Annotated in this window: 10 protein-coding genes; 8 read left to right on the top strand and 2 right to left on the bottom strand. The window is 54.4% G+C overall.

What is annotated here, in order from left to right:
* The first annotated feature begins 230 nt into the window (after positions 1–230).
* The 3 genes from CFLAV_RS14540 (at position 231) to CFLAV_RS36955 (ending at position 7,645) form a co-directional block, all read left to right on the top strand.
* Positions 231–6,647, top strand: a complete 6,417-nt coding sequence (locus tag CFLAV_RS14540; protein ID WP_007415511.1) for a beta strand repeat-containing protein — start codon at positions 231–233, stop codon at positions 6,645–6,647.
* A gap of 154 nt (positions 6,648–6,801) precedes the next feature.
* A complete protein-coding gene (locus CFLAV_RS14535) occupies positions 6,802–7,059 on the top strand; it encodes a hypothetical protein (protein ID WP_150107423.1) in 258 nt (85 codons plus the stop codon).
* Positions 7,060–7,513: 454 nt separating this feature from the next.
* Positions 7,514–7,645, top strand: a complete 132-nt coding sequence (locus tag CFLAV_RS36955) for a hypothetical protein (RefSeq protein ID WP_007415509.1) — start codon at positions 7,514–7,516, stop codon at positions 7,643–7,645.
* Between the two features lie 313 nt (positions 7,646–7,958).
* Here CFLAV_RS36955 and CFLAV_RS14525 read toward each other — a convergent pair whose 3' ends face one another.
* Complete coding sequence (locus CFLAV_RS14525; protein WP_007415508.1) at positions 7,959–11,210, bottom strand: family 10 glycosylhydrolase; 3,252 nt, start codon at positions 11,208–11,210, stop codon at positions 7,959–7,961.
* A 114-nt stretch (positions 11,211–11,324) separates the two neighbouring features.
* Positions 11,325–13,523, bottom strand: a complete 2,199-nt coding sequence (locus CFLAV_RS14520; protein ID WP_007415507.1) for a hypothetical protein — start codon at positions 13,521–13,523, stop codon at positions 11,325–11,327.
* Positions 13,524–13,775: 252 nt separating this feature from the next.
* On the opposite strand from CFLAV_RS14520, the gene CFLAV_RS14515 reads away from it, so the two are divergent.
* From CFLAV_RS14515 to CFLAV_RS14490, 5 genes are all read left to right on the top strand, one after another.
* On the top strand, positions 13,776–14,405 hold the full coding sequence (locus CFLAV_RS14515) for a hypothetical protein (protein WP_007415506.1): 630 nt from the start codon (positions 13,776–13,778) through the stop codon (positions 14,403–14,405).
* Between the two features lie 156 nt (positions 14,406–14,561).
* Entirely contained in the window at positions 14,562–15,257 is a 696-nt protein-coding gene (gene rnc / locus CFLAV_RS14510; protein WP_007415505.1) for a ribonuclease III, read from the top strand.
* Positions 15,258–15,678: 421 nt separating this feature from the next.
* Positions 15,679–16,467, top strand: a complete 789-nt coding sequence (locus CFLAV_RS14500) for a BtpA/SgcQ family protein (RefSeq protein WP_007415503.1) — start codon at positions 15,679–15,681, stop codon at positions 16,465–16,467.
* A gap of 117 nt (positions 16,468–16,584) precedes the next feature.
* Entirely contained in the window at positions 16,585–17,280 is a 696-nt protein-coding gene (locus CFLAV_RS14495) for an ABC transporter ATP-binding protein (RefSeq protein WP_040548859.1), read from the top strand.
* Positions 17,277–20,606, top strand: coding sequence for an ABC transporter permease (locus tag CFLAV_RS14490; protein WP_007415501.1), 3,330 nt, complete (start codon positions 17,277–17,279; stop codon positions 20,604–20,606). Before CFLAV_RS14495 ends, CFLAV_RS14490 begins: the two co-directional genes overlap by 4 nt.
* Positions 20,607–20,617 lie beyond the last annotated feature (11 nt).

Below are 20,617 nucleotides of genomic sequence, written 5' to 3'. Positions count from 1 at the left end.
CAATGCAAATGGCTTGGAATTTGCTCAATCAACAATTGGAAAAACCGTCGCTGAGTGCAGAGGAAAAGTGAGTTTGTCCGGTTTCGGTACAAACGAGACAGTTGTAAATAAATAGTGTCTCAAAGTGATGCACTCCAAAGGTAATTTTTCGCGCTTTTGCCGGTAAGGGAAGACTGGCAGAAGCGTGAGTGAAAAAGAAAAAAGAGAAGAAGAAAAAAAGAAGAGTGAATATGACTGACGTTAAATTGGGTGGGTGTGGCAGCAGAATGCGAGGCGTGTTGTTTGTCCTGGGTTTATTGTTTGCCCTGGCAACTTCTGAAACCAGAGCCGTGGTTCTGGAGAACGGGATTGATCCCGCCAACCTGGGGAAGGGAGATTGGATTTACATCCTCTCAAACGCTACTTCTCAGCATGGTGGCCTGGACGGGTTGATGGCTTACGAGAAAAGCCAGGGGGTGAATTATCTCATCCTCAAGGCAGGAGATGGTTCGGACCTTTATCCCTCCAGCGCCAGTCCTCAATTCGCCTCAAACGTTGTTGATAGCGCCCATGCGGCGGGTCTGAAAATTTTTGGCTACACCCGTTCATTCGGAACGAATATTCCGGGAGAACTTGCGATCATTACGAACGCAATCAGTCTGGGGGCGGACGGCTATGTTATTGATGCGGAGCAGGAATGGGAGAGCCAGATACTGCCTAATAACGACACTGCTGCATTGCAGTTGCTGCAGCCGATCAAGGCTGCCTTTCCCAACCGGTTCCTGGGTTATTCTCCGCAAATGTATATCCACTTTCACAGCACGTTTCCGTACTCCAAATTCGGCATCTATTCTGATGCAGCAATGCCCCAGGCTTATTGGAAGAGTTTCGACATTACCCCCACCCAGTGTTTGAGTGATCTGGCAACGGAATGGCAAAACTGGCAGAACAGCCTGACCGGCACGAACCGAAACGCCATCAAGCCGATTGCTCCAGTGGCTCAAGGCTATACTCCTGGAACTGACCCTGTGACGGCGGCGGAAATCACTGAGTTTTGCAATTTCGCAAAAATCGGAGCGAGCCCTATAACCGCAGGTATCAAGTCGATTAATTACTTTCGCTCAGAATTGCATGCTACAGAAATGTGGGATGCCATACGCACGAACAGCATCGGAGACAAGCAACCGGTTGCTCCGTTTGTTTATCGTGTGCAGGCGACCAACATTACCGATACTTCCGCTACGATTACCTGGGTTTCTGATTCAAACGCGGACAGCATTGTGGATTATGGTCGTGGTCCAGCATATTCGAATTCAAGTTCTAATTCCATACTGTCGACCAGCCACACAATGATTATTAGCGGTCTGACACAAACCAATCTTTATCACTTCCGTGTCCGGTCGAAACTTGGCAGCAGCACCAATGTCACCTATTCGGGAGATTTCACTTTCACCACCAGGATTGCAGGCTTCGTGCCCGATATCATTCTTGATAACACAAACGCCGCGGTGGTTGGCACCTGGACCACCGGGACAAGTTCAACCGATCGATATGGTGCCGATTATCGGTCCCGTGGCGTTGGTACCGGCGCCAATTTTCTGGTCTACAACCCCAGCATTACGCAGGCCGGACTTTACCAAATTTTCGAAACCCATCCGCAGGGAAGCAATCGATCAACGAATACTCCACATATAGTTACTTTCTTCGGTGGGGTGGCCACCAATTTTGTGAATCAGGCGGTGGGCGGTGGTGTGGTTGGTGGTAAATTTAATTCGCTCACAACCGTTTACTTCCAGGCGGGAACAAACGGCAGTGTAAAGATTACCGATGCCTTCACCAGCACTAACGGCCTGCAGGTCATGGCTGATGCGATCAAGTTCGTGTACGTGGGGCAGCCTGCACCTCCCAACATCACTGCCCAGCCCATTGGAACGACTGTGAGCCCCGGTTCCAGTGTAACGTTTGCGGCGGCTGCTTCGGGACTGGCTCCACTGGCCTATCAATGGCAATTGAACGGGGATAATATTCCCGGTGCCACCAATGCAACGCATGTGCGCGCGAATGTGCAGGTGGCGGATGCGGGGACTTACACCGTGGTGGCAAGCAATCCTGGTGGCAGTACAGAAAGTATCGATGCCATCCTGAACGTAACGGCTGCTCCATCCATCACCGGGCAACCGGTCAGCCTGGTCGTAAATCCAGGCGATCCTGCCTCTTTCACCGTGGCCGCCAGCGGATCTCCGGCTCCCACATTCCAGTGGTGGTTCGCAGGAGCGCCAATTGCAGACGCAACCGATAGCACGTTTGCGCTGACGAGTGCGCAATCCAACCAGGCAGGCAATTATTGGGTGGTGGCATCCAATGCTGCAGGGAGTGTGACGAGCTCGATTGTGAGTTTAACCGTTACTACTCCTCCAGCTATTGCCGCGCAGCCGATAAGCCAGATTGTCACGAATGGCGATAATGTGATCTTCAGTGTGGTGGCGATCGGCACGGTACCGCTGAGCTATCAATGGACTTTCAATGGGGCATCGATCTTTGGTGCGACGAATAGCAGCTTGCCCATAGTAAATGCACAGGCGAATAACGCAGGGACTTATGCCGTGGTGGTGTCCAACGTTGCCGGAAGTGTGACCAGCTCGAATGCGAGTTTGACGGTTAATATTCCTGCTGGCTTCGTGGCCGATATCATTGTTGATAACACGAATGCAACTGTCGTTGGCGCGTGGAGCACCAATGCCACTGCAACGGATCGATTTGGTGCCGATTATCGTTTCCGCACAGTTGGTACCGGAGCCAATTCTCTGCTTTACAAGCCAACAATTATCCAGGCCGGGCTTTACCAGATTTTTGAAACCCATCCGCAGGGAAGCAATCGATCAACGAATACTCCACATATAATTACTTTCTCTGGTGGTGTGCTCACCAATTTTGTGAATCAGGCGGTGGGCGGTGGTGTGGCGGGTGGCAAATTTAATCCGCTCACAACCGTTTACTTCCAGGCGGGAACAAACGGCAGTGTAAAGATTAGCGACGCTTCCCCCATCGCGAATGGGCTGCAAGTCATGGCTGATGCGATCAAGTTCGTGTACGTGGGACAGCCTGCACCTCCCACCATCACATCCCAGCCACTGGGAGGGACTGTGAACCCGGGGACCAATGTGGTGTTTACGGTGACAGCTTCAGGGACCGCGCCACTGACCTATCAATGGCAATTCAATGGGAATAACATTCCCGGTGCGACTAATGCCACCTATGTACGCTCAAATGTGCAGCTCGCGGATGCGGGGACTTACACTGTGCTGGTGAGCAATCCAGGCGGCAGCACACAAAGTGCCGATGCAGTGCTAAATCTAAACGCCGCTCCATCCATCACCGGGCAACCGGTCAGCCTGGTCGTAAATCCAGGCGATCCTGCCTCTTTCACCGTGGCCGCCGATGGATCTCCGGCTGCCACATTCCAGTGGTGGTTCGCAGGAGCGCCAATTGCAGACGCAACCGATAGCACGTTTGCGCTGGCGAGTGCCCAACCGAACCAGTCAGGCAATTATTGGGTGGTGGCATCCAATGCTGCCGGGAGTGTGACGAGCTCGATTGTGAGTCTGACTGTTAATATTCCGGCTGGTATTGCCCAGCAGCCAGTAAGTCAGAGTGTGACCCTTGGTGGCAATGCGACCTTCAGCGTGACTGCCACAGGCACAGCGCCGCTAGGTTATCAATGGACTTTCAATGGAGCGCCAATCATTGGTGCCAGTGCCAGCAGCTACACCATATTGAATGCCCAAACCAACAAGGCGGGCAGTTACGCCGTGGTGGTATCCAATGTTGCGGGAACTGTAACGAGCTCGACTGTGAGTCTGACTGTTAATATTCCGGCTGGCATCGCCCAGCAGCCAGTAAGTCAGAGTGTGACCCTTGGCGGCAATGCGACCTTCAGCGTGACAGCCACCGGCACAGCGCCGTTGGGCTATCAATGGAGTTTCAATGGAGCACCGATCTTTGGTGCGACCGACAGCAGCTACACAATATTGAATGCACAAACCAACAACGCTGGCAGCTATGCAGTGTTGGTATCCAATGTTGCGGGAACTGTAACGAGCTCGACTGTGAGCCTGGCCGTCAATATTCCTCCCAGCATCGACCTGCCGCCAGTAAGCCAGAGTGTCACGATTGGCAGCAATGCAGTCTTCAGCGTGACGGCCACGGGCACGGCACCGATGGGCTATCAATGGATTTTTGACGGGGCACCGATTAGTTCCGCCACCGACAGCAGCTACAGTGTATTGAATGCGCAAACAAATAATGCAGGCAGTTATGCCGTGGTTGTATCGAATGTTGCCGGAAGTGTGACGAGCTCGATTGTGAGTCTGACCGTTAATATTCCTCCAGACATTTCGCAACAGCCAGTGAGCCAGACTGTCACCATGGGCGGCAATACCACCTTCAGCGTGGCAGCGACCGGCGCTCCCGCTCCCACATTCCAGTGGTGGTTCGCGGGTGCTCCCATTGCCACCGCAACCGATAGCACCAATATGCTGGTCAATGTGCAACCCAACCAGGCCGGTGATTACTGGGTGGTGGCATCCAACGTTGCTGGGAGTGTAACGAGCTCGATTGTGAGTTTAATTGTCAATATTCCTGCTGGCATCGCCCAGCAGCCAATCAGCCAGAGTGTGACCCTTGGTGGCAATGCGACCTTCAGCGTGACTGCCACAGGCACGGCGCCGCTAGGTTATCAATGGACTTTCAATGGGTTGCCAATCGCTGGCGCGACCGATAGCAGCTTGACCATGGTAAATGTGCAAACGGATAATGCGGGCAGTTACGCCGTGGTGGTATCCAATGTTGCCGGCAGTGTAACGAGCTCGATTGCCAGCCTGGCCGTCAATATTCCTCCAAGCATTACCCAGCAGCCCATAAGTCATGGAGTCACGATCGGCAGCAATGCGACCTTCAGCGTGACGGCCACCGGCACAGCGCCGTTGGGCTATCAATGGAGTTTCAATGGAGCGCCGATCTTTGGTGCGACCGACAGCAGCTACACCATAGTGAATGCCCAAACCAACAACGCTGGCAGCTATGCAGTGTTGGTATCCAATGTGGCGGGAACTGTAACGAGCTCGACTGTCAGTCTGGCCGTCAATATTCCTCCCAGCATCGACCTGCCGCCAGTAAGCCAGAGTGTTACGATCGGCAGCAATGCAGTCTTCAGCGTGACGGCCACGGGCACGGCACCGATGGGTTATCAATGGATTTTTGACGGGGCACCGATTAGTTCCGCCACCGATAGCAGCTACAGTGTATTGAATGCGCAAACAAATAATGCAGGCAGTTACGCCGTGGTGGTAGCGAATGTTGCCGGAAGTGTGACGAGCTCGATTGTGAGTCTGACCATCAATATACCCCCGAGCATTACACAGGAGCCTGTAAGCCAGATTGTTACTGTAGGCAACAATGCAACCTTCACCGTGGCTGCCGATGGATCTCCCGCCCCCACATTCCAGTGGTGGTTCGCAGGTGCTCCGATTGCGGACGCCACACAGAGCAGCTTTGCACTGGCCAATGCGCAACCCAACCAGGCAGGCGAGTATTGGCTGGTGGCATCCAACGTTGCGGGGAGCGTGACGAGCTCAATTGTGAGTCTGACTGTTAATATTCCGGCTGGTATTGACCAGCAGCCAATCAGCCAGAGTGTAACCATTGGTGGCAATGCGACCTTCAGCGTGACTGCCACGGGCACGGCGCCGCTGAATTATCAATGGAGCTTTAACGGGTTACCAATCCCTGGCGCTACCGACAGCAGCTACAGTGTATTGAATGCGCAGACAAGTAATGCGGGCAGTTACGCCGTGGTGGTATCCAATGTTGCCGGAAGCGTGGTGAGCTCAATTGTGAGTCTGGCCGTCAATATTCCTCCAAGCATTACGCAGCAGCCGGTCAGCCAGACTATCATCAAGGGCAGTACTGCCACCTTCAGCGTGACGACCACCGGCACAGCCCCGATGGGCTATCAATGGAGATTCAATGGTTTACCAATCGCTGGCGCTACCGACAGCAGCTACAGTGTATTGAATGCGCAAACAACTAATGCGGGCAGTTACGCTGTGGTGGTATCCAACGTTGCCGGGAGCGTGACAAGTTCGACTGTGAGTCTGGTTGTCAATGTTCCTCCGAGCATTACTCAGCAGCCAATAAGCCAGGCTGTTATCATAAACGGCGATGTCACCTTCAGTGTGACGGCCACCGGCACGGCGCTGATGGGTTATCAATGGAGCTTCAACGGATCGCCAATTCCTGGTGCCACCGCCAGCAGCTACACCGTTTCAAAGGTCAAAAAGAAAGATACAGGCAGCTACTCAGTGGTGATAAGCAACGTGGCAGGTTCCATTACCAGTGCCAATGCGGAGCTCACAATCGCGAAGAAGAATCAGGCAGATGTTCAAATGATGAGCGTGTTGCCAGACACGCGGGTGCACTTAACCATCGCAGGCACCCCGGGCGTTACTTACATGATCGAGGGATCATCCGACCTGGTGAAGTGGGTGGAGTTGGGGGCCGTGGTGAGCACAAACGGAACGATCGACCTCAGCGATACTGCAGCATCCAATCCGTCGGTGAACTTTTTCAGAACCCGACAGATGGCAGAACCAGCGACCGAGGCCAAATAGCTGGGAGAATGGGACGACCTGGATTAGGGAGGGTCCAAGCAGTGACGCTTGGACCCTCCTTTCCTCTGTACATAAGTCCAACCACCATCGAATGGAGAAACATTGTATTCAGGTGGGGTTATAGTACTTATGTCTTTCTCGCAGGTTGTTCACATTGACAGCCATAACGATCGTGTCGTTCCTGGTTATCAGGCCCGCATTTGCGGTCCTCCGCGATGACGGCATCGACCCGGCAAACCTTGGGAAGGGCGAGTGGGATTATTTCATGAGCTCCGCCACCAATAACCTCGGTGGAAATCTTGCCAGTGTAACCAACGAAACGAGCCTGATGTTGTGTTACGAGAGCCTGGGAATTCATTACCTCATCGTCAAGGCCGGCAAGGGTGAGGCAGACTTCAGTGGGGGGTTATAGTTCTCCTGAATTCACCGCGACACTGGTCAATCATGCCCATGCAGCGGGCATTTTGATTTTTGGTTACACACACTCGGATGGCATCGACATACCGAGTGAAATCGCTCCCGCTTCTTCTATTTTCAATAAAGGGGCGGACGGTTTCGTTTTTTGATGCCGAGGGTGAATGGGAAAGCCGGAAACTGGCCAACAATGCCGCTCGGGCATGGCAGCTTTGCTCCACCGTTCGGTCCCACTGGCCGACCAAATTCCTTGCCCATGCGCCTGTTCACATCATTAAAACGCGGCCATTCTTCCTCTCCGTATAGGGAATTTGGCTATTGGTGCGAGGCGGTGATGCCGCAAATTATCATTGTCAACCTCCGGCCTGGAAGGGGCGTCCAGTGCCTGCATTAATTGCTCAAATGTGAATTTGAGCGGTTGGCAAAACTCTTTTGTCGGCAAATCGACTCACATGAACGGCACGACCTATTACTGGACCAACGCCACCAAACCGCTGGCGTCGACCAATGATGTTTATGGGCCACTTACCGGCCAAACCTTGGCCGAAGGTTCGTACAACAACTGGTACCGGACAAGGCTGTAATGGAATTCATTGATTAGCCAGCAGCGGATCCCACGCGATTACGCTGGGCGGGTACAAGGGAGCAAGTTTTGGAGCACGGAACTGCACGGGTCAGTGCAGTAGGCAAATATCAAAGCCAGTTCGAGCGGCGACTTTGCCAGCATCGTAAATAATGGCATGTTCCAGTTTGTTGACGATGGGTCCACCAACGATCCCTTGCGGTTTCACCAAGCGCGACAGGAGCCATGAAACAGGAGACCAAAAGATTGGCTTCTCCGGTGCGGTCGGGGAAAGTCGTTATATCCCCCGGCGGCGTAACGAAAGCCCAAGGTTTTTAGTTTTTCGTGCGATAGAAGCGCGTCGGCGAATTTGTCACTGGATCGATCACTTCGAAAATTCCGTTCGTGCGAGTCACCACGAGATCAAGCCAGTTGCTGAAATCCGAACTGCCCTGCACGACAAAGGTTCCAGGATCAACGTTCAGTTGAAATTGCCGGCGATTGGCCGGCAACACGGCGAATGCGTTAATTCTCGGCGGCGGGTTGTTCACCAGGATTTGCAGGGCGACCACGCCATTTTGCGTGTCGAGCGCCACGATCCGCGTGCCATCGCTATCAATCCCTGCGCCAAAGTTGGAATTACTGCTGTTCGTGCCGGAACCAAAAGCCAGGAAATTAAAATTCGAAACAACCACTGGCGAAGCCGGCGCTGAGATGTCGTAAACTTTCACGCTATGCCCGGAGGTATTGATGCTGTTGTCGTCGACAACGCCGGCGATCAGGCTGTAATTCGTGACTACGGAAATAGCGAGCATGCTCGTATCCAGCGGCGCAATGTCGCTGCTCGTCGAAGCGCTGTTGGCAGCAACATTATAGTTATAAGGTTTACACGCATTGAAGCCGGGGTTCTTGGTGTAAAACGTGTTGGTCCCAAGCAGGTGCAGGCCTCGTGAAAATTCACCCGCCGCCACCGGGGCAGCCGGATTGATCACGGTTGCGATAAAATTTGTGCCGTCGCTGGTGGTGAACAAAACCGCGTTCGTCGCACTGGAACCGGAAACCACAATCCGCGTGTTCACACCTGCCCCCGTGACGGAAAAGCTGTCGCCCCAACGGGCCGTTGTTCCGCTGTCGGGAGCGCCGGAATAAGCGACTGTGGGAGCCGTTCCTTCACTGGACCAACGATAAATGATGAAGGGTGACGTGCCGCTCGCAGTAGTGAGATTGCCACCGTAAATCACACCATCAGCTGCGGCATCAATTTTGTTCAGCACAAACGTGGCGGAGCTGCTGACACCCGTTAAGTTCATGGTGCCAACCTGCGCTCCGGTATTGCCATCAAGTACAAATACTCCGAGGGCGCCGGAAATTTGCGCCGAGCGGCTAACGAGCAACACGTGGCCGGTGAGCGGATTGATACAGATGCCCCGCTCGGTGTTGCCGGAAGTCACGTAAGTGCGCGAACCGGCCTGGATGTTCCAGATGTTCGTGAGTTGGATCGTGGGTCGTGCGGTCAGCACGGTCAGCGTAGCGTTGGAGCTCAACACAGAACCAAGAGTGTTGCTCACCGTCACGGAATAATTTCCTCCGTTGGAATATTGAGCGGAGTTTAAGGTCAAGCTGCTGGAGTTGGCACCGGAAATTGCAATGCCATTGAAACGCCATTGATAACTGAGCGGAGCCGCACCAGATGCCGTTACCGAGAAAGTGGCACTGTTGCTTATGACGACGGTCTGGTTTTGCGGCTGGCCGGTAATCGCCGGGAAAGGATTCACGAAGGTGCTGGCGCTGGCCTGGGCTGAATTGGTGGATGCACCAACGGCATTCGTAGCGCGCACAACGTAATAGTACGTCGTGGCACTGGTTAGGCCATTGTTCGTATATACAACGGAGTTGGGCGCGAGTGTGGCGATGTCCGTGTAGGGGCCGCCGGAAGCCGTGCCGCGTGCGACGACAAAACCGGTTTCGTTGGTCGCATTGTCGGTCCAGGTAAGTTTAATCTGCGAAATGCTCAGAGCCGTTGCGGTCAAACCACTCGGTGCAGCCGGCCTGGGAACTATATTGAGCAGTAGATCGTAGCGGACTATGTCCCCAGCCAAAGCGATGGCATTGGTCGTCTGCAGAACGTTTCCAGTTTTGCTGGCGGTCACTGAATGCGCCGTGCCGCCTGCCGTGGCAGGAACCAGCGTGGCGATGTAATAGCCGTTGCCGTCTGTCTTCACAGTAGGCCCGCCGGCCACCGTCACCGTGGCATCGTCCACATAGAGGCCGGTGTTGTTATCTTTGACGCGTCCCCACACGATTCCTTCGGTGGCAGTGGCAGGATTCCGCCAGGGCATGGGGGGAGTGGAGACGATATTGGTATAAACATTCGCGGCAGCATAGGCCCACCAGTCACTCTCGGCGGGGACAAAATTAGTATGGGGCACGCCATAGGAATAAATCGCGTTGCCTTTGAGTCCAATGCTGCGGGTGTAACCGATCATATTGGCAATGGAGGCATTGGTGTTGAGATAGGCGCCGATACCAGGGAAGATCTGCCGGTTATATTGCCAGCACGAAGCGCTAAAGTTGGCCCAGTTAGTAAATGTGCCGAGGCTGTAGGTTTGGGGAATCACGGCATCCAGCCAACCGTTTTGCAGCATGCCAGCCCAATCACAGAAATAGGTGTAAGGGACCAACCCAGCGAAGGTGCAGGAAGTCGGATACGGGCTGTAGGCGAGCGCCGCCGAGGTGTGACGCAATGGCTGGCGGGGATTGGTTTTGATGGATTGTATCTCAGCCTGAACGCGGGCCATTAATTCGTTCTTGAAGCGGCGGCGATAGTTGGACCAGGCGGTGTCAGTATTGGGCGGGGTGCCGACATAACCGGTATTTCTTCGATAACGGCCCAGGCCTGAGTTCGGATAATTGGTCTGGCTGAGAGCGGGATACCCAAAGCCTGCTGCGTAGCCCGCGTTGTTAAGCTCATCGTCCCAGTTGATGCCATCGATCGGATAGTTGGTCACCAGTTCGCGCACGATGCTGACGATGTATTCCTGCGCATCGGGAGAGCCCATATCCAGATCGTAATTACCGTCCACAAGCACGGGAGCACCGCCTTCGCTATTCGCCAGGGGCGCAATGAACCACTCAGGGTGAGCAGTCAATGTCGCGTTTCCGGCGGGCGGCCAAGCGGTGGAAACGCGATACATCGCGCCGGCGCTGCCACCAAGCCAGGCGTGAACTTCAATGCCGTTTGCGTGCGCCTGCGCGCAGAGAGCCGCTAGCGGATCAAAGCCGGCGGTAACGCGAGGCGACCAAGGTAGAATGTTCGATTTCCAGTGGGCGCCATGCGAATTGACGCCGATCCCATCCATGTACCCGACCACCTGAACTATGACCGCGTTGTAGTGACCGGAAACCAAGGTCGCAACCATGTTGTTCACTTCCGTCTGGCTGCCCATGCCGACGTGAAAGACGTCAGCCCACGCGGCCCGAAATTCCTGGGCTGGCGAGGAAATTGCCAGGACAAACCAAAGCCCCGCCATGATAACCAGGCAGCGTATGCGCATCCTGACATTACGGACCAGAAAAGAATTGGGCATATCCCCAAAAGTTTCATACTTTGGCGACGTAATCAATTAGTCTTTTGTGTAATAAAGATGTTACATCTTTGCGTAAGATGCTTATCTAACAAGCTCGTGCGACGAGGGATACGATTAAAAATCCTCGTCCCGCATCGACATCTCGGCTTTTACCTTTTGCAGCCTGGTTTTGATCCTGCTGCTGGAAGTTAGCTCCCAAAAGGTGGTTTTCTTCTGGCGCAAACCAAGCGTGGCCGCGGTCCAGGTTTGTCCCCAGCCGGCTTCGATGGACCAGGCGCCCCAACCGGCGTCGGCGGAGCTGGCCCAGAAATCCCAGCGCTGATCATCGAAGGCGCGGAACCACGTGCCGTTTACGTAGGGATTACGTGCCGAACGAATTTGGATGCGACACAGGAACTCGGCCAGTTTGTCCTCGGCTTTCTTCAAGTCTTTGTCGCCGGTCGCCCCGACGGCTTCATGCAATCCGAGCAGGGCATAGCCGGTGGTGTAAAGCTGGTCGCTGGCAGGGTCGCCATTCTGTTGGATGAGCGGAGTTTCGGCGGTGCCGTAGGCTTCGTTTGATTGCGGGATTCGATCGTGGTCTCCGCCCTTGCCGCTCAGCCATTCATGAATCGAGCCGGAGGGGCGTTGATGGACCAGCAAATCGGTGGCGACCATTTTCAACCACGAGCGATGCAGTGGCGTGTCTTGCACACGCACCAGCCAGGAAAGGCAGAGTAACATGTGGGCGCGTTCAATATTGTCCTGCCAGCGCCAGCCGTCCGGATAAGCCTTCATGGTCATGGAGATGGCATTGGTGGCCTTGTTGAGGAACGGAGCAAAGCCGGTTTGCCGGTAGGCCCACAAGTTGCAGGCCCATAAAAACGCCTCGAAATGAGGGGAGTAATTGATGGTGGTGGAATCGTGAAATGGTTTCCAGCCCTGCTGTTCCAGCGCGGGGATGTCGATGCGATCACCGCGGAAGCCGAGCTTGCCGGTCGTGCGCAGGTTGGCCAGCAGTGCGCGCATGAGCATTTCATCCCAATGATCATTTTTCAAGCAGGAGGAAGCGGCCATGGTGCTGAGCATCGCGTTGGCATTGTCATCGCCATAATTGGCCACCAGCCAGGCCGGGGCAATGGCTCCCCAACCGATCAAACCAAACGCCCCGCTTTTCGGGTCCGCTCGCACGCCGCCGCACATGCCGGAATTGAAATAAACGTAGTCGAGCAAATTGCTCGCCGTATTGCGGCTGTTCTTGTTCCCATTCAAGGAGTAATCCAAAGCCAGAACCATGGCAGTGTCGGTATTGCAATCCGCCCGCAGCGGCAGGCGTTGAAGTTGATTGCCGTCGTAGCGAATCCCTGAGGCATAACCCTCAAGGATGCCCAATGAACCATCACCAGGATGCGATTCTGGCCCTGGCGTCTCGATGGTTTCGCCGCCAGCAGACAGAGTTTTCTCCACGATTGCCTTGCGTTCCGGCGTCACCAGCAACCGGGATGCCGGGATCCAGTTCGCATAAGAGTCGAATGCTTGTTTTTCTAAATGGCGAGGCAGCTTCTCGGTGGGTCCAAAAGCGGGAACCACCGTGGGTGACCAGACCATTTTGTGGGTGTTCGTCTGAGGATCCAATTTTGCGAGAATGGTTTGCCAGACAGTTTCCCAATTGCCGTACGGGGCATAACGGCCAGTGACGAAGCCACTCAGCTTGGTGGTGGCCACCAACAATCGCTTGTCAGGGAATTCTGCCAGGATCGGAAATACCTCCTTGGGCAGGCCGTAAACGGCCGTGTCATAGCCGGCGACCCTACCCACCATGATCCAGGCATTCGTCGCAGTCAGCGGTGTAAAATGGCAATCATGAATGGCGAGCAGCCTGAGTTTGGGGAGCGTCGGCCCAAAGGCATCGCTGGAGACAATGCCGCGTTCCCAAACCGTGTTGCGGGGTGTGGCGACTTCCAGACCGGTCATCGGACCCGGATATTCAAGGTACAGATGGAGTTGTTTGGATTGTGCAAGTGTCAGTTCATCAGGTTCCAAACGAGTCGTTTCGTTGGGATAATGGTCGGCCAAAATAAGAACGGCAGAGTTAGGTTGGGCATGCTCGAAGGCGTCGGCCGCTTGATCGAAACGGGAATATTGAGCGCCACCTTTTACCAGCGCCTGATAAAGGTCATTGGTTTCCGAGCAGCAGAAGGTGAGTGTGAGCGGGCTGGGATCGAGTTCGGCAGCCTGCGCGGAGCAAAAGAAGAAATCCGAAAGCGCAAAGAGGAGGATGGTGCGCAGCAGCATGGCGGCAAGCAAATGCTTGCGACTGTTTAATGATTTCATAATCAAGCGGCGGCCAGTGTAATTCACTTCGCGCCTGGAAGAAAAGCCAACTGTTATTCGTGATGGCTGTTGACCTTACGGCCAAGCAATAAATCAATTTTATCGCTGGAGAATATCGGGGCGCAAGAGCGTTCGTGGCAGTTCATAGGGGTAAACCAACCTTTTTTCATCAGTGAGACCATTAATAATGACTGGAATCTCAGGTGATTGGGGTTAAACTGGAGGCGTAACCGGAAAAGCTGAAAAATTTTGATGAACGAGTGGAACATACAATCCCGTGCGCACGCGTGTGAAACCTGCGGCAAAAAATTTGCCGACAAGGAGGCGTACCATACGCTGTTGTTTGATGACAAGCGGGAGCTGAAGCGCAACGACATTTGCGAGGCCTGCTGGCAGAGCCAGTATGGCGATGGCGCCCGGGAAAAGAAGGGTTTTATTTCCTATTGGCATGGTGTTTATCACGCCCCGGTGAAGCAGGCCGAGACCATCCAAAAAGACAGCGCCGAATCGTTGCTGCGCAAATTGATAGAGTTGAACGATCCAAAATATATTCCCGCGGGATACATTTTGGCAGTTATGCTGGAGCGCAAACGTCTTTTAAAGGTGAAAGAGCAGTTCATGCGCGATGGCCTGCGAGTGTTTGTTTACGAGCAACCGAAGACCGGTGACATATTTACGATCGTGGACCCCAACCTGCAACTCACGCAGTTACAGGAAGTGCAACAAGATGTCGCCCAGCTTTTGGAACATGGATTGAACCCGCCGCCAACCGAACAACCAGCGGAAACTATAGCGACGGCTACAGTTGGTGAAACGCCCGTAAACTCTCCCGCTGAAACCAGTTCCGAAATACAAAAAGTGGAAGAATCACCCGTGACCTGATAAAATAAGTCAGCGAACCTAACAATGACCGGCTGGAACTTCGGCCTGGTCGTCGTCAGCGAGTGAAAACTGCGAGGACGACGACGAGGACGAGTAAGCAGTGGCGGTTGGCAAACCATCTGAAATGACGATGATGTCATAACGGTAATCTAACTTGTGCCTGACCTTAACAACCTACAAACGGCTCTGGGTTATGCCTTTCGGAAGATTGAGCTGTTACAATTGGCGTTGACCCATCCTTCAGTTGCCCACGAACAAAGAACGCCGGTTCAGCATAATCAACGCCTGGAATTTTTGGGTGATGCTGTGCTCCAACTGGTTCTCACCCATGAATTGTACAGTAAATTTCCTGATTTTGGCGAAGGCCCCCTTACCAAGGCGCGCGCCAAATTGGTGAATCGACGAGCACTGGCCGAACAGGGGCGCGCATTGAATCTTGGGGCTCACCTGATTTTAAGTCGCGGGGAAGAGGCCCACGGCGGGCGGTTGCGGCCATCCGCATTGGCGGACACCTTTGAAGCGCTGCTCGGCGCCATTTTCCTGGATGGCGGTTTTGAAGCCGTTGAAAAGTTTCTGCTGGCACGCTTTCACGATATGCTGGCTGAAATTTCGGCCTTGCCAGCGTTGGAAAATCCAAAGGGCGAATTACAGGAACTGTTGCAGGCTAAATCCTCCGAAGCGCCACAATATAACGTGGTATCAACGAGCGGCCCTGATCATGACCGCGTCTTTGAGTGCATAGTCCAACACAACGGAGTGGAACTGGCGCATGGACGCGGTAAGAGCAAGAAGGAGGCGGAAAGCGCGGCCGCATTGGCCGCGTTGCTGGAGTTGCGCGGAGTAACTCAGTAAGCAATCTGCATCATCTGTGCAGGTAATTAACCCGCGCTCCTTAACCTAAAAGTTACTCAGCTGCCGCGCCCAGTAACGCTAAAGTGGACAACCGGTCAGGGCGGACGCATCTAAATGGGTTCTCCCCTCAGAATGTTTGCTGTCATACCTTTTCTCTCGACACAGAGTTCAACCATTTCTAAAATACCCTTATTGCCCGCTCTCAATAAGGGTATTTTATTGTGCGTCATGCCAGTTCGATTATTTAATTGGTCCAGGGCAGTTTCTATTGGTGACGCATTAGCCATGGCAGGATTTCGGAGTTGCGGCATTCGCAAACCTAGTGTTTTTACGCCGGATTGCAGCGGCATTAAGATGCGTCCGCCCTAGACAACCGGTGAAGTGGACTTGCCGCGCCGGTAAAAATCAGAGACAAACAGTGATGCTTTTCAATTCTCGTCGCAAGGTGCTTATCGGAGTAGTTCACCTGGGACCATTACCCGGCGCGCCGCGGTGGCAGGGTGACATCGGGGCGGTTGCCAGAAAAGCGGTCGCGGATGCGCGCAGTTATGAGCAGGGCGGAGCGGATGCGGTTTTCATCGAAAATTTTGGAGACGTTCCCTTCACCAAGTCGGCGGTCGGGCCTGAGACCGTGGCGGCGATGGCGGCGCTCGGTTGTGCGGTGCGGGCGGCAGTGAAACTGCCGATTGGTTTTAATGTTCTGCGCAATGATGCACGCGCTGCTTTGGGATTGTGCGCAGCGTGTGGCGGCAGTTTCGTACGCGTGAATGTGCATACCGGCGCGATGCTTACCGACCAGGGCTTGATTGAAGGAAATGCTTACGACACGATGCGTTATCGTGAGGCAATCAGTCCCGGAACGCAGGTTTTTGCGGATGTGCATGTGAAGCATGCGGTGCCATTGGGCAGTTGGACGATTGAAGACTCTGCGAAGGATACCATTGAACGCGGGTTGGCAGATGCGTTGATCGTTTCCGGCACCGGCACAGGCGTGGCGGTGAACTTGGATGATCTGCGGCGCGTGCGGGCGGCGTGTCCGGAAGCGAAAATTCTGCTCGGGAGCGGTGTGACGCTGGAGAACGCTGGGGATTTTCTTCAACTGGCTGATGGATTTATCGTCGGCTCGTCATTGAAGAGGGGCGGCAAGCTGGCGAATCCGGTGGATGCGAAGCGGGTGGCGGCATTGGCCAGAGCGATGCGGCGTGGGTAGCCAGCCAAAGAATTTCTGCTGGATGAGTGAGCTCATTTGCTCCACGTGGAACTTCAGAGAAGTGATGGTGAAGTTAATTTTGAGCCAAACGTCAAAATAAAGAATACGGATTTGAACATGGCAGCACCGGAAACACTTTTAAAATTATCGGATGTGACTTTGCGCTATGACTCGGGTGCAGGCCCGGTTGAAGTCTTGAAAGGAGTCTCGTTGGAGGTCAAGGGAGGTGAATCGCTCGCGATCATCGGCCCTTCGGGTTCGGGGAAAAGCACGTTGCTGAATGTCATCGGAACATTGGATCGACCGGCGAGCGGACTGGTGGCGCTTGCGGGAGAGGATTTGAGCCAGTTGAATGACGTGCAACTGGCATCGGTGAGGAATAACCGGATCGGTTTTATCTTCCAGGCACATTATCTCCTGCCGCAATGCACCGTTTTGGAAAATGTGCTCGTGCCAACATTGCCAGGTGGCAAAAGCGATTCGCGGGAAAAAGCTCCGGAGCGTGCGCAGAGACTTTTGAAGAGAGTTGGACTTGGAGACCGGACGCATCATCGTCCGGGGCAGCTTTCGGGAGGCGAGCGCCAGCGCACTGCGGTGGTGCGGGCACTGATCAATCAGCCGCAGCTTCTTTTGGCAGATGAGCCTACCGGCTCTTTGGACCGTGCTTCCGCGCAGGAATTGGCGACGCTGCTGCTGGAACTGAATCGCGAAGAGGGGGTCACGTTGATCGTGGTCACTCATGCGCTGGATCTGGCTCACAAAATGGGCCGGGTTTTGGAATTGAATGATGGCCGGCTGACTCAGGCAACATGACCTTCTGGAAACTTATTTTTCGGAGCCTGCGTTTTCACGCCCGCGCGCATCTGGGGGTCATCATCGGTGCGGCGGTGGGCAGCGCGGCTTTGGTGGGAGCGTTGGTGGTCGGTGACTCGGTGAAGGAGAGCTTGCACGAATTGGGTCTGTTGCGATTGGGCCGGGTGGATCATGCGATCGCAGCCGGAGACAGATTCTTTCGGGCGGAGTTGGCGAATCAAATTCATCCCAGCGAAAAAAGCCGGTCAGCGGCAGTGTTGCAATTGCCGGGGACGGTTTCCTCTCAAGATGCTTCTGCCCGCGCCAATCAGGTGCAGATACTCGGGGTCGATGCAGGATTTTGGGACCTGGCGAATCAATCGCCTGGCATTGCGGAAATTCCAAAGGACGCAGTGGTGCTGAATCAACCACTGGCATCCCAACTCAAAGCCAAGGTTGGCGACACAGTTTTGTTGCGCATTCAAAAGCCGAGCCTGCTCTCGCGCGATGCGCCCATTACGCCGCAGGAGGATTTCTCGGTGGCGTTGCGGTTGAAAGTGGCAGACGTCGTGACCGACCAGCAGTTTGGAAGGTTCAGTTTGCAGGCGAATCAAGTCGCACCGTTCAATGCGTTCGTCAATCGCAACATGCTGGAGGAGAGAATTGATCAGAAAGGACGGGCCAATCTGCTGTTGGTTTCGGATATTCAAAAAGAACCAACGCCTTCGGCGATTAGAGTGCAAGACGCTCTGCGCACGCACTGGCAATTGGCGGATGCCGAACTGGACTTGCGGCCTGTTCCGGCGACCGGTGTGCTGGAACTGCACACTGACCGTGTTTTTCTCGATCCCGCAGCAGTTGAAGCGGCGCGCAAAGCGGACGCGAATGCCAGGCCGCTCATCACCTATTTCGTCAATGAACTGCGTGTGGGCGATCATGCCACGCCTTATTCAATGGTGACGGCGATGGGTTCGCCGATTGTCCCTGCTGAAATGAAGGAGGACGAAATCATCATCAACCAATGGCTCGCCGATGATTTGCAGGCAAAACCGGGAGACAAACTGACGCTGAAATATTTCGTCGTTGGAAACGGTCGCGCCCTGGAAGAACGCACGAATATTTTCACCGTGAAAAGTGTCGTGCCGCTCGCAGGCGCGGCGGCAGATCGTAATTTGATGCCTGATTTTCCGGGCCTGGCCAAGGCAGAGAGTGAAAAGGATTGGGACGCGGGATTTCCAATCCAGCTCAATAGAATTCGCGACAAGGATGAGAAATATTGGAAAGATTATCGCGGCACGCCAAAGGCGTTCGTGACCTTGGCGGCAGGTCAGAAGATGTGGGCGAATCGATTCGGTGATTTCACCGCGGTTCGGTCTCCCCAGGCTGGTGAATCAGTTCAAAGCCTGAGCAAAAAGATCCTTGATAATCTGGATCCCGACAAGGTGGGACTGGCGATTCAGCCGGTGCGCGAACAGGCGTTGGCTGCCAGTTCACAATCGATGGATATCGGGGGATTATTCATTGGCCTGAGCTTTTTCGTAATTGTAGCGGCGCTTTTGTTGATGGCGCTGCTGTTCCAGTTTGGTTTGGAACAACGGGCGACGGAAGTTGGCACGTTGCTGGCGGTTGGGTTTCGTCCGGCGCAGGTGAGAAGGCTGTTACTCGGAGAAGGAGTGATGCTGGCATTTATCGGTGGGGTCGTCGGCGCGGTAGGGGGAATTCTTTATGCCAAAGGGATGCTTTATGGATTGACCACTGTGTGGCGCAGTGCCGTCGGAAACTCAACGTTGCAGTTTCACATCAGCGCGGAGAGTCTGGTTACTGGAATTTTTGCCAGCACGATTGTCGCAAGTTTGACGATCTGGTTTTCGCTGCGCAAGCAAGGGCGTCGACCGGCGCGCGAACTCCTTTCTGAAGGCGCAGAGGAACGCATGCTCAAGGCAAGCTCTGGGACCGGCAAGCGCAGTCGGGGAATATGGGTCGGAGGGATTGCCGCACTCCTGGCTCTCAGCTCGGTCGGCTACGCCATCGCCAAACATGACACTTCATCGGCTGAAACGTTTTTTAGTGCTGGAGCGTTGTTGCTCATTGCTGGACTGGGCTTCTGTGCGGCCTGGCTGGGAGCGTTAGGGAGCAAATCCTACGGCTCGCAACTCAGCATGAACGGACTGGCGTTGCGCAGCAGCACGCGGCGACGGAAACGAAGCCTGGCTACGATCGGGTTGCTGGCCTGCGGAGCGTTTCTGATCGCGTCGATCAGCGCGTTCCGGCTGGATGCAAATCAGGATGCCAGCAAGCGGTCTTCCGGTACGGGCGGGTTTGCTTTGATTGGCGATTCCACCCTGCCCATCACTTATGATTTGAACAGCCAGGCTGGCCGCGATTTCTATGGACTGAACTCAAGCGATCTTCAAGGAGTGGAGGTAGTTTCATTTCGCGTGCGGAACGGCGATGACGCCAGTTGTCTCAATCTGAATCGCGCACAAAAGCCGAGGGTCTTGGGAGTTAATCCCGAGGCGTTGCAAAAGCGACAGGCCTTTACCTTTGCGAAGGTGCTAAAAGGCTTGTCGGAAGAGAAGCCGTGGATGGTGTTGAAATCAAGTTCCAGCCCGGCGTTGCTTAAAGAAGATGAAGTCGCGGCAGTCGGAGATGAGAACTCGATTGTTTATGCATTGCAGAAGAAAGTGGGTGACACGCTCGATTACACCGACGAGCGCGGTGTCACTTTCAAGTTGCGGCTGGTGGGGTCGCTCGCCAACTCTGTGTTGCAGGGTAACCTGATTATTGACGAAGCTGAGTTTGTAAAACGGTTTCCGAGTGAGAGCGGGTATCGAATGTTCCTGATCGATGCTTCGTCAAATAGTGTACAAAGGGTTTCGGCCTCGCTGGGGCGTGCCTTGCAGGATGCCGGATTGGAACTGACACCGGCCACGCAGCGATTGAACGAATTTAACGCGGTGCAGAATACATATTTGAGCACATTTCAGATTTTAGGTGGGTTGGGATTGCTCCTCGGGAGTGCCGGCTTGGGAGTGGTGGTCCTGCGTAACGTGCAGGAACGCCGGGGTGAATTGGGATTGCTCATGGCGGTGGGATTTCGCAGGGTTGTGTTGCAACGGTTGGTGCTCAAGGAGCATGCCGCTTTGCTGATCCTGGGCCTGGCAGTTGGAATCATTGCCGCAGCGATTGGGGTGATGCCGGCCTTGCTTTCACCGGGATCGCAAATACCTTATAAGTCGTTGGCGCTTATGCTCGCGGCGGTGACGTTGAATGGATTGGTTTGGACCTGGCTGGCAACACGCTTTGCTCTACGCGGCCGGCTGTTGGATGCGTTGAGAAACGAATAAGAATCAGAAAG

Source organism: Pedosphaera parvula Ellin514 (assembly GCF_000172555.1).
Lineage (GTDB): Bacteria > Verrucomicrobiota > Verrucomicrobiia > Limisphaerales > Pedosphaeraceae > Pedosphaera.
This window is presented reverse-complemented; position numbering and strand designations above follow the sequence as displayed.